Annotated in this window: 16 protein-coding genes; 11 read left to right on the forward strand and 5 right to left on the reverse strand. The window is 43.7% G+C overall.

Translation table 11 applies throughout. The annotated features are described in order from the left end of the window. The first annotated feature begins 427 nt into the window (after positions 1 to 427). The 6 genes from F6J94_RS16845 (at position 428) to F6J94_RS16870 (ending at position 4,883) form a co-directional block, all read left to right on the forward strand. Complete coding sequence (locus F6J94_RS16845) at positions 428 to 1,576, forward strand: choloylglycine hydrolase family protein (RefSeq protein WP_293042371.1); 1,149 nt, start codon at positions 428 to 430, stop codon at positions 1,574 to 1,576. Positions 1,577 to 2,207: 631 nt separating this feature from the next. Then, positions 2,208 to 2,588: a gamma-butyrobetaine hydroxylase-like domain-containing protein gene (locus F6J94_RS16850; RefSeq protein WP_293042374.1), complete on the forward strand. Its 381-nt coding sequence runs from the start codon at positions 2,208 to 2,210 to the stop codon at positions 2,586 to 2,588. A gap of 12 nt (positions 2,589 to 2,600) precedes the next feature. Continuing rightward, positions 2,601 to 3,329: a TauD/TfdA family dioxygenase gene (locus F6J94_RS16855; protein WP_293042407.1), complete on the forward strand. Its 729-nt coding sequence runs from the start codon at positions 2,601 to 2,603 to the stop codon at positions 3,327 to 3,329. Between the two features lie 317 nt (positions 3,330 to 3,646). Beyond that, on the forward strand, positions 3,647 to 4,000 hold the full coding sequence (locus tag F6J94_RS16860; protein WP_293042377.1) for a methyltransferase domain-containing protein: 354 nt from the start codon (positions 3,647 to 3,649) through the stop codon (positions 3,998 to 4,000). Positions 4,001 to 4,243: 243 nt separating this feature from the next. Further along, positions 4,244 to 4,459, forward strand: coding sequence for a hypothetical protein (locus F6J94_RS16865; protein ID WP_293042380.1), 216 nt, complete (start codon positions 4,244 to 4,246; stop codon positions 4,457 to 4,459). Further along, positions 4,452 to 4,883, forward strand: coding sequence for an aspartyl protease family protein (locus tag F6J94_RS16870; protein WP_293042383.1), 432 nt, complete (start codon positions 4,452 to 4,454; stop codon positions 4,881 to 4,883). The genes F6J94_RS16865 and F6J94_RS16870 overlap by 8 nt, the downstream gene beginning before the upstream one ends. Before the next feature lie 80 nt (positions 4,884 to 4,963). On the opposite strand, the gene F6J94_RS16875 is transcribed toward F6J94_RS16870, so the two are convergent. Continuing rightward, entirely contained in the window at positions 4,964 to 5,554 is a 591-nt protein-coding gene (locus F6J94_RS16875; RefSeq protein ID WP_293042386.1) for a DUF4126 domain-containing protein, read from the reverse strand. A gap of 142 nt (positions 5,555 to 5,696) precedes the next feature. On the opposite strand from F6J94_RS16875, the gene F6J94_RS16880 reads away from it, so the two are divergent. The 3 genes from F6J94_RS16880 (at position 5,697) to F6J94_RS16890 (ending at position 10,196) form a co-directional block, all read left to right on the forward strand. Continuing rightward, positions 5,697 to 6,980: a Glu/Leu/Phe/Val dehydrogenase gene (locus F6J94_RS16880; protein WP_293042410.1), complete on the forward strand. Its 1,284-nt coding sequence runs from the start codon at positions 5,697 to 5,699 to the stop codon at positions 6,978 to 6,980. A 659-nt stretch (positions 6,981 to 7,639) separates the two neighbouring features. Continuing rightward, on the forward strand, positions 7,640 to 9,706 hold the full coding sequence (locus F6J94_RS16885) for an ABC transporter ATP-binding protein (RefSeq protein WP_293042389.1): 2,067 nt from the start codon (positions 7,640 to 7,642) through the stop codon (positions 9,704 to 9,706). Positions 9,707 to 10,067: 361 nt separating this feature from the next. Continuing rightward, positions 10,068 to 10,196 carry a hypothetical protein gene (locus tag F6J94_RS16890; RefSeq protein WP_293042392.1) on the forward strand — a complete coding sequence of 43 codons (129 nt, stop codon included), beginning with the start codon at positions 10,068 to 10,070 and terminating at the stop codon, positions 10,194 to 10,196. Between the two features lie 109 nt (positions 10,197 to 10,305). Here the strand turns inward: F6J94_RS16890 and F6J94_RS16895 are convergent, their stop codons facing one another. Continuing rightward, positions 10,306 to 10,932: a PD-(D/E)XK nuclease family transposase gene (locus tag F6J94_RS16895; protein WP_293023895.1), complete on the reverse strand. Its 627-nt coding sequence runs from the start codon at positions 10,930 to 10,932 to the stop codon at positions 10,306 to 10,308. Positions 10,933 to 11,299: 367 nt separating this feature from the next. Here F6J94_RS16895 and F6J94_RS16900 point away from each other — a divergent pair, with 367 nt between their 5' ends. Together F6J94_RS16900 and F6J94_RS16905 are read left to right on the forward strand one after the other, a co-directional pair. Further along, on the forward strand, positions 11,300 to 11,608 hold the full coding sequence (locus F6J94_RS16900) for a hypothetical protein (RefSeq protein ID WP_293042395.1): 309 nt from the start codon (positions 11,300 to 11,302) through the stop codon (positions 11,606 to 11,608). 38 nt (positions 11,609 to 11,646) lie between these two features. Next, positions 11,647 to 11,805, forward strand: a complete 159-nt coding sequence (locus tag F6J94_RS16905) for a hypothetical protein (protein WP_293023899.1) — start codon at positions 11,647 to 11,649, stop codon at positions 11,803 to 11,805. 201 nt (positions 11,806 to 12,006) lie between these two features. Here F6J94_RS16905 and F6J94_RS16910 read toward each other — a convergent pair whose 3' ends face one another. The 3 genes from F6J94_RS16910 to F6J94_RS16920 form a co-directional block, all read right to left on the reverse strand. Next, positions 12,007 to 12,597 carry a hypothetical protein gene (locus F6J94_RS16910; protein WP_293042398.1) on the reverse strand — a complete coding sequence of 197 codons (591 nt, stop codon included), beginning with the start codon at positions 12,595 to 12,597 and terminating at the stop codon, positions 12,007 to 12,009. Positions 12,598 to 12,855: 258 nt separating this feature from the next. After that, the gene (locus tag F6J94_RS16915; RefSeq protein ID WP_293042401.1) at positions 12,856 to 14,547 is read right to left on the reverse strand and encodes an iron uptake porin; all 1,692 of its coding nucleotides are present in this window, start codon (positions 14,545 to 14,547) and stop codon (positions 12,856 to 12,858) included. A 343-nt stretch (positions 14,548 to 14,890) separates the two neighbouring features. Beyond that, positions 14,891 to 15,721, reverse strand: a complete 831-nt coding sequence (locus F6J94_RS16920) for an iron uptake porin (protein WP_293042404.1) — start codon at positions 15,719 to 15,721, stop codon at positions 14,891 to 14,893. Positions 15,722 to 15,775: the final 54 nt, after the last annotated feature.

Below are 15,775 nucleotides of genomic sequence, written 5' to 3' on the forward strand. Positions count from 1 at the left end.
TTGAAGTTTCCCACGAAACTCGCGCTCTTTGTTGCCTCATTTATCGATACGGCTGACGCTTTTGCCAAACGGATTCGAGGCTATTGGGGAGTGGAGAACAAAGTGCATTATGTCCGTATCGGTAACTAAAGGGGAAGATGCTTCACGGATTCGTACCCCACCTAGGCTTACAAATTTGGGCACTGGCACGCAACTTTGCCTCTGAATTTATATCGGGACAATGGTTTTCAAAATATGGCTCAAGCCCAGCGTCGGGCTGGCTTTAGCCTTAACACACTCAAAAACCTATTTAGAATGAAATAGCCCTGGGGAAGTAGGTTAGTCTAAACTTCAGTAGAATGGAAAAATTAGGCATAATTACTCGTTGCCTTCTTCACAGGAAAAAAAGTATAACTTATTGTGTACAGCATCAAAAATTAGCTGAGTGATGAAAAACATAAAATCAAGAGTGCTGACATTGGCTTTAGCCTTTATGTTTTGTTTAATTAGCCTAATGCCTGTTGCTTATGCTTGCACAGGTATCACCCTAACAGCAGAAGACGGTGCTATGGTCTATGGTCGAACACTGGAATGGGGTGTCTTTGATATAGAATCTCGAATATTGATCCTGCCCAGAGGCCACGAGTTTGTTACGGAACTCTCTAACGATAAGAATGTCCATTTGCCTGGTATACAGTGGACTGGCAAATATGGAGTAGTAGGAATAGATGGTCTAAATCAGCCAATTGTCTTTGATGGTATGAATGAAAAGGGATTAACTGCCGGAGTCTTTTATCATCCAGGTTTCGCTGAATATATAGATTATGATTCAATCATCGCAGACAAGTCAATGGCACCGACCGATGTTGCCAACTATCTTCTTTCCACCTGTGCCACATTAGATGATGTTCGTCAGGCAATAAACCAGATCGTAGTGGTCAACGTTGTTGAACCAGCTCTTGAGATACCTGCACCAATTCACTTGATGGTCAGCGATCCTTCGGGTGAACAGATCGTCATTGAATGGTTACAAGGCAAACCACAAATCTTTGATGCGGAACTAGGGGTTCTTACTAACGCCCCAACATACGACTGGCATATCACTAATTTACGAAATTATGTCAATCTCTCTGCTGTAGCTCTTCCAGATCAGGAGATTGGCTCAATTAATTTTAGCCCATTAGGTAGCGGTAGTGGAATGATTGGGCTTCCAGGAGATTTTACACCTCCATCACGTTTGATCCGTGCTGTTGCTTTTACTCAAACTGCAAGACCAACCAGTGACGGACTTGAGACGATGTATGAATTGTTTCGTATACTTGATAATTTTAATGTTCCGCTCGGAGCATCCGAGGGATCTGAAGGTGAAGATCTAGACAAATCAGGTATGCGGAGTTCAACCCTTTGGACAACGGCTCAGGATCTCACAAACAAGGTAACCTATTACCATACTCAACACAACCGTCAAGTCCGCAAGATTGATGTTGGCAGCTTAGACTTTGAAACTATTAGTGATGTGCAGACGTTCCCCCTTGATCTGCAGAAGGAACAGAATATCGAGGATCGGACTCCTGGAAAGGAGAGCGTTTCATCCTAACTAGAGTTTAGATTAACCTATCCCCAAGACTTGTCCCCTGGAAGAACTGCTGGTAGTCCTAAATTTGATGCAATCGCTTCTTTTATTCAAGATACTGCGATTGCCGTATCTTGACACTGGAGTTTAGTAAATAGCTCCCAGGCTGTCTAGATAGGGCTTGCTGATTAACTCTCAAAGCATTGACAGATAAAGGTTTTAGCCTTGTTGGGTCGAAAAAAGTGCCAGCTTTTCGGTCGAAAAAGCTCAATAACTTAGCCTTTTGGGCAGACAAGAGCAGAAAAATCATCGGACTTGTCTTCCGACTACCTCCTATATAATTCCCATTTCTCCTAACTCCTGACTCCTAACTCCTGACTCCTACCAATACCAAAAGACTTTTTCAGCAAACCCTAGATAATTTACAGAATCTACTGATGATTACAAAAACCCTTGAATTACCACGTACACCGGATTTTAATACTTAGAGCTGATTCGTAAACTCGCACTAAACCTTGTAGGATAAGGCTTGCGCTAAAATAGAACAATTGAACTATTTAATACCGAAAAGACAATCATAGCAAGGCTTTCAGACTTCTTAAGATTTACTTTACGAATCAGCTCTTACCCATCACATCAGCTCATCACCCAGGCAGTGCTTTTAACTAATGGGGTGGAAGTAACTTGGGATGATGGGTTGAAGAGTCGTTTTCATACCCTTTGGCTACGGGATAATTGTGCTTCCGAACACTCTATTAAACTATCTACCCGCGAACCAATCTTTGAAATCGATGAAGTTGCCAAAAATCTCTCGATTGAATCGGTTTCTGTTGACGACAGTGGGTCTCTAGTAATTCACTGGCAGCCAGAAGATTACATCAGTCGTTACCATCCCGGTTGGTTGCGCCACTATGCCTACGACCTAGAGGGAGAATTGACTCCACTAGTTCAATTTGAGCGCAAGCTTTGGGATCGGGAATCTTTGGGAGCAGTTTCTACCTTTGATGGTCCTACTGTGCTCACCAACCCAGAATAAAGCGCCGCCTGGATTCGAGCAATTTACACAACCGGATTGGGTTTACTGCGGAATCTGCCACCGGAACAACAATCGAGTGCTGACGTGGCTGCCCTAATTGGGTCACTACGCAATTCTAGTTTCGGTTTATTTTTCCATGTCCGTGCTGATATAAACAGACCTCTAGCTGATAGTGTAGCTTACACAAATATTGCCTTACCATTACATACCGATTTGGCAACTCGTGAGTTACAGCCAGGTGTACAAATGCTATTTTGCCTAACGAATGATGCTGAGGGTGAGAAGAATGTTTTTGTGGATGCATTTCGGGTGGCAGAGGATTTGCGTCAGTCAGAGCCAGAAGTCTTTCGCAATTTGTGTGAAACGATTTGGGAATGGAAGTATAGTACCAATGAAGAAGATTATCGTGTCGAAGGACCAATGATTGTCCTTGATCGCTATAATCAGATTCGTGAAGTACGGAGCATTACCTCCCAACGAGGTACGTTACAAGTGCCCTACAATCAGGTCGATGCCTGCTATAACGCTCTGCTTACCTGGTACCGACGTGTCAAAGAAAGTCGCTATCAAGTCCGCTTCAAACTACAACCAGGGGATTTAATCGCCTTTGACAATCGTCGTATCCTTCATTCCCGTACCCACTTTAATCTCAACAGTGGATCGCGGTATCTAATTGGCTGTTATGTAGATACAGATGACTTAATGTCTAAAATGCGAGTTCTCAGCCGAGGGCAAGGTTAAATGTTAAGATTTATTTTTAATAAAAAGCACAATACTATCAGCAATAAAAATGAGTATAACAGATAGAGTCAGTAAAGTTTACAGTTCTAAAAATAATCAATAAATTATCGCGAACTATGACATATGGGCTGAGGAGTATGATCATGATTTTACTGGTTATGGCGACTACGTATCACTACAAAAAATTGCCGAGATTGCTCTCAAGCGCATCCCTGTGCAAAAATTTTAGATGCTGCGGCAGGAACAGGCTTGGTTGGTCAAAGGCTCTACCAGGAAGGCTACCGTCACTTAGTTGCTATTGATCTGTCCCAGTAAATTTGAATAAAGCGCGTCAAAAAAATGTCTATAGGGAGTTATATCAGCAAGTTTTGGTAGAGCATTTAGACTTCTCATCGAATTCATTTGATGCCAATATCAATGTTGGATTATTTACTTATAATCATGCTCCCAGTCATGCTTTTGATGAGTTAATTCGCATTACTAAACCAGAATGTTATATAATTTTAATGCGCCCTGATTTTTACGAAAGCAGCCAAGATTTTAAAGCAAAGATGGCTAACTTAGAGTCATCAGATCAATGGCAATTAATCGAGCGCGGGGATAAATATTATTCCCACCCTAATACTAAGCAGAAGACTCCTGTAGAAATCTGGACCTATCAGGTTCAATAAATTTAAGCATTAATATAGCAATCCTAAATCATTCATTTGTCAAATAAGTGTACTTTTTAAAAACTAGCTCCAACTCTTTTCACTTCTGCCTTCTGCCTTCTGCCTTCTTCTTTAAAGCAGCCCATTTCTTTCACGAATCAGATAGGATTGCTATAGATACTGAAGTCCAGCCAATAAAACTTCATGGCAGCGGACGAGGACTATTAGAATAGAAAAGTACGCTCGACTTGACCGGAGTGTTTTATGGTTTCATCAGAACTAATCTCGACCTTGAGAGAACTGAGTCGCTCAGACAAGTTCTATATCATACAGATTCTGATTTCGGAACTAGCCCAACAAGAAACGGATTTAATTAAACCTGACCAGTCTTACCCAGTGTGGTCGCCTTATGATGCGGTTGAGGCAGCGGATACAATGTTAAAAGTGCTACAGGCTGTCAAAGCTCAAGATCATGGGTAATCCTGAACGATATCCATTTGTTTCCAGTGATACAGCCTTAGGCGAAGCTAGTTTTCGCCCGTATTTGCCTTTTACCTTAGTTTATAAACAGGGTTCACAGGCAGCATCCGGGCTGTTGGATACTGGGGCAAGTGTGAATGTACTGCCATATTTGATAGGGGTCGAGCTTGGATACGACTGGGAACGGCAAACAACAGCACTGAATTTGACGGGAAATTTGGCTCAGTATGAAGCGCGTGTTGTGCTTGCACAAGCCGTTGTTGGCCAGTTTGAGCCTGTACAACTGGTATTTGCCTGGACACAGGCTACCAATGTGCCGCTTATCTTGGGACAAGTTAACTTCTTTATGGAATTTGATGTTTGTTTCTACCGCTCACAGTTGCAGTTTGAAATTAGCCCAAAATTATCTACTCAGGATAAGTAAAGATCTAAAAACGGAGCTCCCAAGAGACCCTCACCAACCACGAATATAGCGCAGGAATTCTCGCCTAAAAGTTATCCGCGTCAGTCAGGATTCTGGTCATGGCTTTGATCACTGATACGGGAACGCTTACCTCGAAAATACCAACGATACCAATGCTTAGCACTGCGAATGGCTAACCACAGTAGCAGTAAAGCGATTAATCCTCCTTGTTCAGGAGCATCAAAAGCTAAGATTATCAAAACTACGCACAGAAAATCCTGAAGAAACACTACCCACAGAGGTAAGCCACGCAAACGGTAGAACCATCCCACTTGAACTAACTGGAGTACAAAGGCTAATAAGCCGCCGACAATACCCACCACCCAGACAAATCCCGTTAGTTCTTCAGCAAACTGAGTCACAGCAATACCAAGAATTGCCCCTACTAGAGGACTTAAAAGTAGCTGAACTATTTGCAAGACTCGCTGTCCTAATAGATTTTTGGAGGCAAATAGCTCCACCAATGACCAAATTGTCAAGATAGTCAGCAAGACTGGGGGATGAATCTGTGACAGTAACGGTACCTTCGACCAGAGTTGGTCACTGTGGAGCAAACCAATCACCAACAGGGGCAGGGCAATTCTCATTCCTGCCGCAGCGGAAGCTGAGAGGGCGGCGAGGAGTGCAATCATGAGCGTCGTGAGTTTGGCAAGAGGTTTATTCTAAACCAGTAAAGCTTAGCATAATGTAACAAAATATACACTTTTTCTGTGATTAAATTAAATAACCAGGACTGGGTAAATGGTAAATTTTGTTAGCTGGAGAAATAAGGCCATGTCTGAGTCATTATTTGCTGATGCCAGTAAACGATTGCATAAATCACTGAAATATGTGTCAATTTCGGAGGATGCGATCGCACGCTTAAAATATCCCAAATCTAGTTTGAGCGTTTCCATCCCAGTCCGCATGGATGATGGCTCGTTACAGATGTTTCAGGGCTATCGGGTTCGCTATGACACCACCAGGGGACCAGCAAAAGGGGGAGTGCGCTACCATCCCAATGTTTGTTTAGATGAAGTCCAATCCTTAGCCTTTTGGATGACCTTTAAATGTGCTACCTTAAATTTGCCTTTCGGGGGTGGCAAAGGGGGAATTACTCTAAATCCTAAAGCCTTATCGAAGCTGGAGTTGGAACGGTTAAGTCGTGGTTACATCGATGCGATCGCAGATTTCATTGGGCCTGATATTGACATTCTCGCTCCCGACGTTTACACCAACTCCATGATTATGGGTTGGATGATGGATCAATACAGCGTCATTCGCCGTCAAATCAGTCCAGGGGTCGTCACAGGTAAACCCTTGGCCTTGGGAGGAAGTATTGGTCGCGATACCGCTACCGCCACTGGCGCGTTTTTTGTGATTGAATCCATTTTGCCCAAATTTGACCAACTGCCTCAAAATACCACCGTAGCCGTGCAAGGATTTGGTAATGCTGGTGCTGTGATAGCGCAACTGTTAGCTAAAGCTGGTTATAAAGTTGTGGCTGTCAGTGATTCTCAAGGGGGTATTTATGCCAAAAAAGGCTTAGATATTCCTAGTATTCGCCAATACAAAACATCGAGTCAAGGCATTAAAGCCGTTTACTGTCGAGGTAGCGTTTGCAATATTGTTGAGCATGAAGTCATTACTAATCAAGACCTTTTAGGCTTAGATGTGGATGTCTTGATTCCCGCTGCTTTGGAAAATCAAATCACTGAAGAAAACGTTGATAATATCAAAGCTAACTATATCTTTGAAGTAGCGAATGGACCAGTAACCTCGACAGCTGACAATCGTTTGGAAGAAAAAGGCATCTATGTTTTTCCTGACATATTGGTTAATGCTGGAGGGGTCACCGTTAGCTATTTTGAATGGTTACAAAACCGGAGTGGACACTATTGGAAGCTCGATGAAGTCCATCAGCGTCTGAAAGAGAAAATGGTGGAAGAAACCGAAACAATTTGGTCACTTTCTCAGGAGCTAGCGGTTTCCATGCGCACAGCTGCTTATGTTCATGCTTTGAATCGCCTGGGAGACTCCCTGGATGCTAAAGGAACTAGAGATTATTATTGTAAATAAATCCGAAAGGGGTGCATCTCCTAAAAGCTGTTTGAGCTGGTGGGTGGAATGGGCATCTTGGTGGAACGGGCATCTTGGTGGAACGGGCATCTTGCCCGTTTCATTTCTGGACGGACTGTCCCAACACTGGCTACTAATAAAATCAGGGTGAGCCGGTTCCTAACCTACCCTACGCCACATTTACTATAGCATTTCCAAATATATCATAAAAACTTATCACCAATCTAGTGATAAATCATGATCAAATATTTAATGGTTTGCTAATTATAACGTTTGAGACTTTTATAATTTTAGGAAGGGCGTTATCTAGTTAGCGATCGCATACAGCCCAGCAGAGCATATCGCCAACTTTTACAGACAACGATCAAAGGTTAATTTTCCCTCTGGTATAGAAAGGCAAATTACCAAATAGCAATCACAGCAAGACCTTGGGGCTTTGATTAAAAATTATCAACAAATCCTTGACAAACCTCTTTTATTCAAAAGCACCTCAAATACCGTGCGCTATGGACATAAGCTGAATACTTACTTCCCAGGTAGCAGCCAGATCGATCTGATTGAAGATAGAAAACAGCTGATAGCTGACGTAGGGAGTAAACCCTAGAGTCAAGTTTTGTATCATTTAAGTTAAGTCTGCTAACTTAATCCTCTTGAATGCCATGACTGACAATGTTCTTGACGTCCGTAATCTGAAAGTCCAATTCCAAACCGATGTAAAACAGGTCACAGCCGTTGACAGCATTGACTTTCAACTGCGTCGAGGACAAACCCTAGGAATTGTGGGGGAGTCAGGTTCTGGGAAATCAGTCACGTCTTTGGCCATAATGGGTTTGATCCCCTATCCTGGTAAGGTTACCAATGGCGAGATTTATTTCCGACCCTCAACTCGGGAAAAAGGGGTGGATTTACTAGGGGTGAGTCCTGATCAAAAACAGTCCTACCGGGGTGGTCAAATCTCGATGATTTTTCAAGAACCGATGACCTCCCTTAACCCAGTTTATACCTGTGGGTTTCAACTGACAGAAGCAATTCTGCAACACCAGGATGTTTCCCTAAAAGAAGCAAGGCGTCAAGCCATGGCTCGTCTTCAAGAGGTCAAGCTACTCCCTAGCGACCAACAATTGAGAGAGACTTTTCTAGAGGAATTCCGTCGGGAGAACCCTGGTCAAGCTATACCGGGGGAACGGCTAATTAATCGTCACATTAACCAGCAAAAACGGGAAATATTAAAGCGCTATCCCCATGAACTGTCTGGTGGTCAATTGCAGCGGGTCATGATTGCGATCGCAATTTCTTGTAACCCTGATGTGTTGATTGCTGATGAACCCACTACTGCTCTCGATGTTACCGTACAGGCAACCATTCTGGATTTGCTCAGGGAGTTACGGGATACCCGAGGGATGTCCATGATTTTTATTACCCACGACTTAGGGGTAATTGCGGAAATTGCTGACAGCGTAGCGGTGATGTACCAAGGCAAAATTGTGGAAAGGGGTGATGTCTGGAAAATTTTCTCTGAACCAAACCATCCCTACACCAAGGGATTATTAGCCTGTCGCCCAACTCTCGACCAAACTATAACATACCTACCGACTGTTTCTGACTTCATGGAGGTGGTAACTACTCCTAGTGGAGAACAGGTGATCCGAGAAAAATCAAAAGGGTTGAATGTTGACCGGTTCCAGCTTCAAACTTCCCCAGATAACCTACCCTACGGGAACGCTAAAGGCGAACAACCTTCAACCTCCCAACCTTCAACCTCCCAACCTTCAACCAAACAACCTTGGCCAAAAGGCCACGCTACGCGAACAACCTTCAACCAAACAACTACACCACCATTAGTTTCGGTGCGTAACTTACAGGTAGGCTTTCCCATTCGAGGCGTATTTGGCGGGACGAAACGCTATATGATGGCAGTCAATGGAGTATCCTTTGATGTTTATCCCAGTGAAACCTTGGGCTTAGTAGGAGAATCCGGTTGTGGCAAATCTACCTTAGCACGAACATTGCTGCGCTTGATTGAACCAATGGGTGGAGAAGTAAACTTTGATGGTAAAGAGATTACCAAAATCAAGGGTATGGGTTTGCGGCAATTACGCCGTGAAATGCAAATTGTGTTTCAGAATCCCTTTAGTTCCCTCGATCCACGACTAAAGATTGGGGAAGCTGTGATGGAACCCCTATTGATTCATGATGTTGGGGGTAATAGTAAGGAAAAACGCGATCGCGTGGCTGAGTTGTTGGAGCGAGTGGATTTAAATCCTGACTGGATGAATCGCTATCCTCACGAATTTTCTGGAGGTCAGCGCCAGCGGGTTTGTATTGCTAGGGCACTCGCTCTTAATCCTAAGTTTATCATTTGTGATGAATCCGTTTCTGCTCTAGATGTTTCTGTACAGGCACAGGTTCTGAATTTGCTGAAACAATTGCAGGAGGATTTCGGCTTAACCTATATCTTCATTTCCCATGACTTGAGTGTAGTCAAATTCATGAGCGATCGCATTATGGTAATGAACCAGGGCAAAATTGAAGAAATTGGTCCCGCTGACAATATTTATCGAGAACCGCAGCAGGATTATACTCGTCAGCTGATTGCTTCTATTCCCACGGGTACTCTCGATCGGATTCAACAGCAGCAACACAGACGACAAGCTATGGAAATACCTGAGATTAGTGATCCATGGTCTGTTAATCCTGAGATTAGTGATCCATGGTCTGTTAATTAAGGGAAAGGTTATTTTTTTTAATTCAAAATGCTAAATAAAAATTCAAAATTACATAAGCTATCAGCTATCAGCGTGTCGCGTATCAGCTATCAGTATCGAAGTCTGTGCGACGAGTCATGGAATTTTCCCCAGACTCTCAATTCTCATGAATCTGGAATTATTAAATTATCTCGTTCTAGGTTTATTTTAAGCACCTCAAGTAGCGTGAGCTTTTAGCTCACGGCTGACGGCTTACAAAATTACTAGCCTTATAATTTTGAATTGTTGACAACGGATACAAGCCCCTGAATTCATTTCGGGGGTATTTTTTAATTTTGAATTGATAATTTATGGAGTTTAGACTATAGCGGTTTTTAGCATAATGAGGTACACATTATTTTTTCCCTGTTCCCTCTTCTCTCTTCCCTGTTTCCTGTTCCCTAAAACCAGTAACTCTGTACCTCACCAAATAGAAAAACGCTATAAACTACTTCAAGGACTTGCCCCCTAGTTCATCAGCTTGTAGGGTGGGCAAAAACAGTTTGGTTATTTTGAGTATTTTAGATAATAGAACTTTGCACACCCTACTTTAATTAGTATTTTTTTTACTATAGCTACTTTTAGTTAGAGTGCTCTTGCAGCCAGTTGAGTAAGTCATCACTGGTCTGAAAATCCCAGATGGCTTCTGATAAACCTTCTAGGTCTTGGTGGGTCAAGGCTTCGATTAATGCCAAGGCATTAGTTGTGAGTTTACCAAAACGGCTCTCAAGCAGTCGCAATAGTAAATTTCTTTCCCCTTCTTCTCGTCCTTCTCTTTTCGCGAAACTCAATGCACCTCGCGCGTCCTCCAAAGCCATCTCCTGTTTGCGGAGTTTTTCCACTTCTGAGACATTCAACCCCGCTTGATTTGCTATAGTTAAGGCTTTTTCTAGCTGTGGGATTTCCCTGAGCTGGTCAGGAATAATTTCTAAGTTGGGCGCTTCTTTGATAAAATAGATCCACTTATCTATCACACTTTCCAACTCTTCCAGTTGCTTAGTAAATTTCGGAAGTTCCACAAACACCAGCTTGTCTTTTAAATCCACTACATCCCCAGCACTATAGGGGTCAATAATTTCTAAATCCTGGATGACCGAGTTACCGGAGTAGATCATGGCATTTAGGAAAGAAATCAGAATATCCTTACTCTGATCTGAGCCAAAGATTTTCTTGAAAGCAAAGTCAGTTTTCGGGCTGATGAATCTCATGGTTTTACCGGGTTACAAGGTTTATATAGGGAGGAGGGAGTAGGGAGGAGGGAGTAGGGAATAGGGGGAATATAGCGCTACGCGCAAGGCAATTCGTGTGTTCACAACCCAGATACAAACGCTAAGTACCTGGACAAAAATAAACCTCACTTCTTGATGCAAAGCGCGAGTGGGGGAAACCCCCTGTTCCGAAGCTGCATCGCTGTATTAACTTGTGTAAAGTTGCCAAAAGTCCGTCTGCTCCCTGCTCCGAAGTCCCTGCTCCCTATTTCAACAGTTAATTTTACTTGTGTCCTACTACTTATATATCATAGTAACATAGGTAAAAGAGTTTACATTATGGGTTTAACTCCAGGATAATCTGATCATGAACAAGCAATTATTTTCTCTAATTAAAATAACATCTATTATTTTGATTACTTGCGCTTTAGGTCTAGAAATTTGGTATATTTATTTACAGCTAACTGATGGCTCTATACCAAGTAACCTCTATTATGCATTGTGGCTAGCAAGTATCGCTTTAATCTCCCATTTTATTGAAGGTTTAATCGCTGCTTTTAAAGCTGACAGTTGTGATAAAAATCCTATAACCTATGGCATTTATACGTTTTTTGTCGGGTTTGTTGGATTGTGGGAATTATTTAATCCAACTTCAGAAAGTTCTAGTTATAAATAAACCGTTGTACTGGCTTATTCCCCGATCTCAAGAAAAAAATGATTAGTGTAACTGACCACTTAGAATTAAGCGACCGTATTTTAGCAAGAGCCATATCCACAGGGCAAACGCATCTTAAGATATGGGATGATGCACCTTGGCTGCATCATCCCATATCTTACGAACTAGGGCGCTCTAGCGGACGCGATCGCGAATAGTGCCCTTTTTCCCGACAGGTGGTGCTCGCGCCGCTAAGCTTGAGGTGGTTATAGGTAAAGATCGGGTGTTGCTGAATCAAGAAATGCCTTATAATTATATATAAGATCGGGTTCTTATAGTAATCTTGCCCCCCACACTCCCGACTCCCGATTCCCGATTCCCGACTCCCGACTCCCGACTCCCTTCTTATTAATACTCACCTACCGTGCCCGTAATTCTGTTTCTAGTTTCCCTAAATCCTCTTTCAGGAAAACCGTAACTTGTCCAATGAAAGCCTTGCCGCTATCATTTTGGGTTATTTCTATCCAATAGCCGTATTGTTCTCCTAACAAAAGTTGACCCTGTTCAGCTGACCACAGTGGTAGGTTTTTTCGCCGTGATAAATCTAAGATTTCAGGAGTTGGATAGGTATATACAAACTGAGCGCTATTGTAATCTCGATAAATCTGTGGACCATAGACAGTGCGCAGAGATTCCTCCAGGCGTTCGAGGGTTACCCCATTAACTTGGTCATGGATAGCAATGCGTTCACTGCGAATCGTACTCCGGTCTTTTGGATAAGAGATGCTACCAGGAGGCAAGACCGTGGCTTGAAAGGTAAATCGTTCCCCAGCCGTATCACTTTTGCGAACTACTAAGCCATCTCCAATACCAGGCCGTAGAGTGGGGTGACCGTTAATCCATGCAGCAACTTGATCAGTTCTCTGACCAGGCAGGGCATTAACCGGATTGCCAGTTAGTGCGAATATAATGCCCAGTGATAGAAATGATCCTATTTTAATAACATTCATTGAGAGCACCTGTTAGCTGAGTTTTGGGTAAATCCTAGCATTTTGATACTCAAACAGAAAAACCCCGACCTCCAAAAGAAGTCGGGATGATTGTTACTAAAGAAAGATGGCTTTTAGAGCTGGTGGTGCGTTACGGGACAAGCTATCCCAACCCTGACTACCGTGAAAATGATGGCTAGCAGGTCCCTAACGCACCCTACGCACTATCTGCTGATAACTAACAGCTAATAGCTAATAGCAAACCCTAGAATCTATTACCTAGAATCTAAAGGTGGTACGGATCGCTCCGACCCAAATCGTATCATTGTCATCATCGTGATTAGGATTAAAAATCACGTAGGCTCCTGGAGTAATCGTGATGTTCTTGCTAATCGGGAATTTGTACTGTGCTTCAATCAGGTAAGAAGTATCATTATCTTCATCAGCACCATCAATTTCCGTAGCCTTAGGTGGCACACCTCCCGCAAAACTCAGCACAGCTCCCTCTTTGCCTAAATCCAGGAAAGACAGGTTAGCTGACCAAGTTAAGATTTCAGCATTGTCACCTTCTTCCACCGCACCATTATCATCTTCTGCGATCGCATCAACATAACCAAACCAACCGCCTAGGTGAATTTGTGAGCTCAGGCGAAGACTAGCTTGTGCTCCAAAGCGATTAGCAGAGGTAGCCGTCTCCCCAAAGGGTTGCTTGGCCAGGTCACTACCAGTGCTACCGGAAAGGTTGACATCCTCTCCTGGCTGGTAGCTACGGACGTAGGTCAAAGATATCTCCAAGTTATCAATCGGGGAAATACCCAATTGAGCGCCAGCGCTATAGGCACCATTGAACAATCCATCTCCCTCAGCAGGACTAGGCGCATCGCCATCATCAGCTAGATAAAGTAGTGATAGATTCAAGGCATCACTAAATTCATAGGTTAAACCGGCACCAGCCCCCTCTGGTCCGCGATGGGTTACAGGGTTACGGCGGACAAACCGCGATAAGCCACCAGTGCCACTGCTTTCCAGGAAGGGGTTTATCGGGTCAAAAGGGTCATCCAAGGCAAGCCCAGATGTTCCCACATAAGCCGTGGTTTTTGTACCAATGGGGAAACGGTAGAACACGTCAGGAATTTCAACATCGTTGCCACTATCCGCATCATGACCCAAACGAGCCATGTCCGTACCGGTCACATCACTGAGTTGAGTAAAGTTTCCTGCCTCCAAACGAATTCTCAACCGGTCTTTCCCGGTGAAGCTGGTATTTAAGTTCAAACGTACCCGGTTGCTTAAGGTAATGTTTTCATCAATATCATTCCCACTACCATCAGCTTGTTCATCCCCAAAGGCACCAGCGAAGGTAAAGATCACCTCCCCTTGTAGTTTGGTGGTAGTTGAGAACTGATGGTCTTCTAGGAAAGCCACCCGACCTTCTAAGTTATCCACCCGTGCCCCTAGGGTAGCCAATTCGGATTCAAACTCTTGAATCAGCCGTTGCAGGGTTTCCAGGTCCTCCCGGGTAATAAAATCCGCCGTGCTCGCCGCAATTAACCGCTCAATCTGGTTCAAGCAAGCATTCAAACCAGCCGCAAATTCATAACGGGTAGTTGCCCGGTTTCCACGGAATGTGCGGTTAGGATAACCAGCGATACAACCATAGCGTTCTACCAGAGAGCGCAGAGCTTCATAGGCCCAGTCACCAGGAGATACATCCCGCAGTTGGGAAACACTGGTGACCTGGTCGATGGAATCGACATCCGTGCCCTCGTTGTTGTAGATATTGATTTGTTTTAAAATTTCCGAGTTAGACTCACTGGTAGCCTGGGCAACGGTTAGATCTTGTGGAGCCAGTTGAGTTTCAGTAGAAGATGCCTCAAGGCTGGGAGCACCATAGGCACTGTTAGCTACCAGCAGTGAAGCCCCTAGCAAAGCGGGACTATATTTGATCGTATTCCAAAAAATTGTTGACATCCTTGCTCAATCAACCTCACACCTAGTAGACGACACGATTGGACTCAACTGAGTCCGCAATTTTTTCCTTATAACCACTAAAATTAGTTAGGTCTAGGACAACTCTGGATTAAGATATCATTTTTTGTGTGATTTTTCGAGAAAGATACTCATCCTCGATCATAGTCACTTACGATACCAGTCTCGATAACCAAAAGAGCAATGGGTTTCTGTACGAAGTGCGATTATAGGGGGTGAGGTTGAAAGGGAGGTAACGCTTTCTCATAAACTAGTCAGCTATCTGCTGATAAATGACAGCAGATAGCTGATAGCAAACCCTATAATTTTTACCTATAATTTTTACCTAGAACTTAAAGGTGGTACGGATTGCTCCGACCCAAATCGTATCATTGTCTTCATTGTGATTAGGATTGAAAATCACGTAGGCTCCTGGAGTAATCAGGATGTTCTTGCTAATCGGGAATTTGTACTGTGCCTCAACCAGGTAGGAAGTATCCTCATCTTCTTGTGCGGTACCCTCAATTTCGGTAGCCCTAGGTGGCACACCCCCGGCAACACTGAACACAGCTCCCTCTTTGCCTACATCAATGAAAGACAGGCTGGCTAGCCAAGTGATAATGTCAGCATTGTCACCTTCAGAGACATTACCATTATCATCTTCTGCGATCGCATCAATATAACCAAACCAACCGCCGATGTGAATTTGTTCGGTCAGGCGAAGACTCGCTTGTGCTCCTAAGCGATTAGCAGAGGTAGCCGTCTCACCGAAGGGTTCCTGGGCCAGTTCACTACCAGTGCTACCGGAAAGATTGACACTGTCTCCTGGCTGGTAACTACGGACGTAGGTCAAAGATATATCCAAGTTATCAATCGGGGAAATACCCAGTTGAGCACCAGCGCTATAGGCACCATTGAACAATCCTAAGCCCTCACCGGGATTAGAAGCATCACCATCATCAGCTAGATAAAGTAGTGATAGATTCAGGGCATCACTAAATTTATAGGTGAAACCGCCACCAGTTCCGGTTACTCCCCGATGGGTTAAGGGGTTACGGCGGATAAACCGGGATAAGCCACCACTGCCACTGCTTGGCCCCTTCAGCCAAGTCACCCTCTTCAAGCGCAACCCCGCCATCACCAACCAACCACCAAAGCTTCGAAAGACACTAACCACTAACCCCTATCCACTAACCACTTTCCTAAATTACACGCAAGGCAAATCCGCCAT

Origin of the sequence: Moorena sp. SIO1F2, assembly GCF_010672755.1 — a bacterium.
GTDB lineage: Bacteria > Cyanobacteriota > Cyanobacteriia > Cyanobacteriales > Coleofasciculaceae > Moorena.

Coding starts and splice junctions, on each gene's coding strand:
- F6J94_RS16845 (WP_293042371.1), top strand. CDS start 428: ATGAAAAACATAAAATCAAGAGTGCTGACATTGGCTTTAGCCTTTATG.
- F6J94_RS16865 (WP_293042380.1), top strand. CDS start 4,244: ATGGTTTCATCAGAACTAATCTCGACCTTGAGAGAACTGAGTCGCTCA.
- F6J94_RS16870 (WP_293042383.1), top strand. CDS start 4,452: ATGGGTAATCCTGAACGATATCCATTTGTTTCCAGTGATACAGCCTTA.
- F6J94_RS16875 (WP_293042386.1), bottom strand. CDS start 5,554: ATGATTGCACTCCTCGCCGCCCTCTCAGCTTCCGCTGCGGCAGGAATG.
- F6J94_RS16880 (WP_293042410.1), top strand. CDS start 5,697: ATGTCTGAGTCATTATTTGCTGATGCCAGTAAACGATTGCATAAATCA.
- F6J94_RS16885 (WP_293042389.1), top strand. CDS start 7,640: ATGACTGACAATGTTCTTGACGTCCGTAATCTGAAAGTCCAATTCCAA.
- F6J94_RS16890 (WP_293042392.1), top strand. CDS start 10,068: ATGAGGTACACATTATTTTTTCCCTGTTCCCTCTTCTCTCTTCCCTGT.
- F6J94_RS16895 (WP_293023895.1), bottom strand. CDS start 10,932: ATGAGATTCATCAGCCCGAAAACTGACTTTGCTTTCAAGAAAATCTTT.
- F6J94_RS16900 (WP_293042395.1), top strand. CDS start 11,300: ATGAACAAGCAATTATTTTCTCTAATTAAAATAACATCTATTATTTTG.
- F6J94_RS16905 (WP_293023899.1), top strand. CDS start 11,647: ATGATTAGTGTAACTGACCACTTAGAATTAAGCGACCGTATTTTAGCA.
- F6J94_RS16910 (WP_293042398.1), bottom strand. CDS start 12,597: ATGAATGTTATTAAAATAGGATCATTTCTATCACTGGGCATTATATTC.
- F6J94_RS16915 (WP_293042401.1), bottom strand. CDS start 14,547: ATGTCAACAATTTTTTGGAATACGATCAAATATAGTCCCGCTTTGCTA.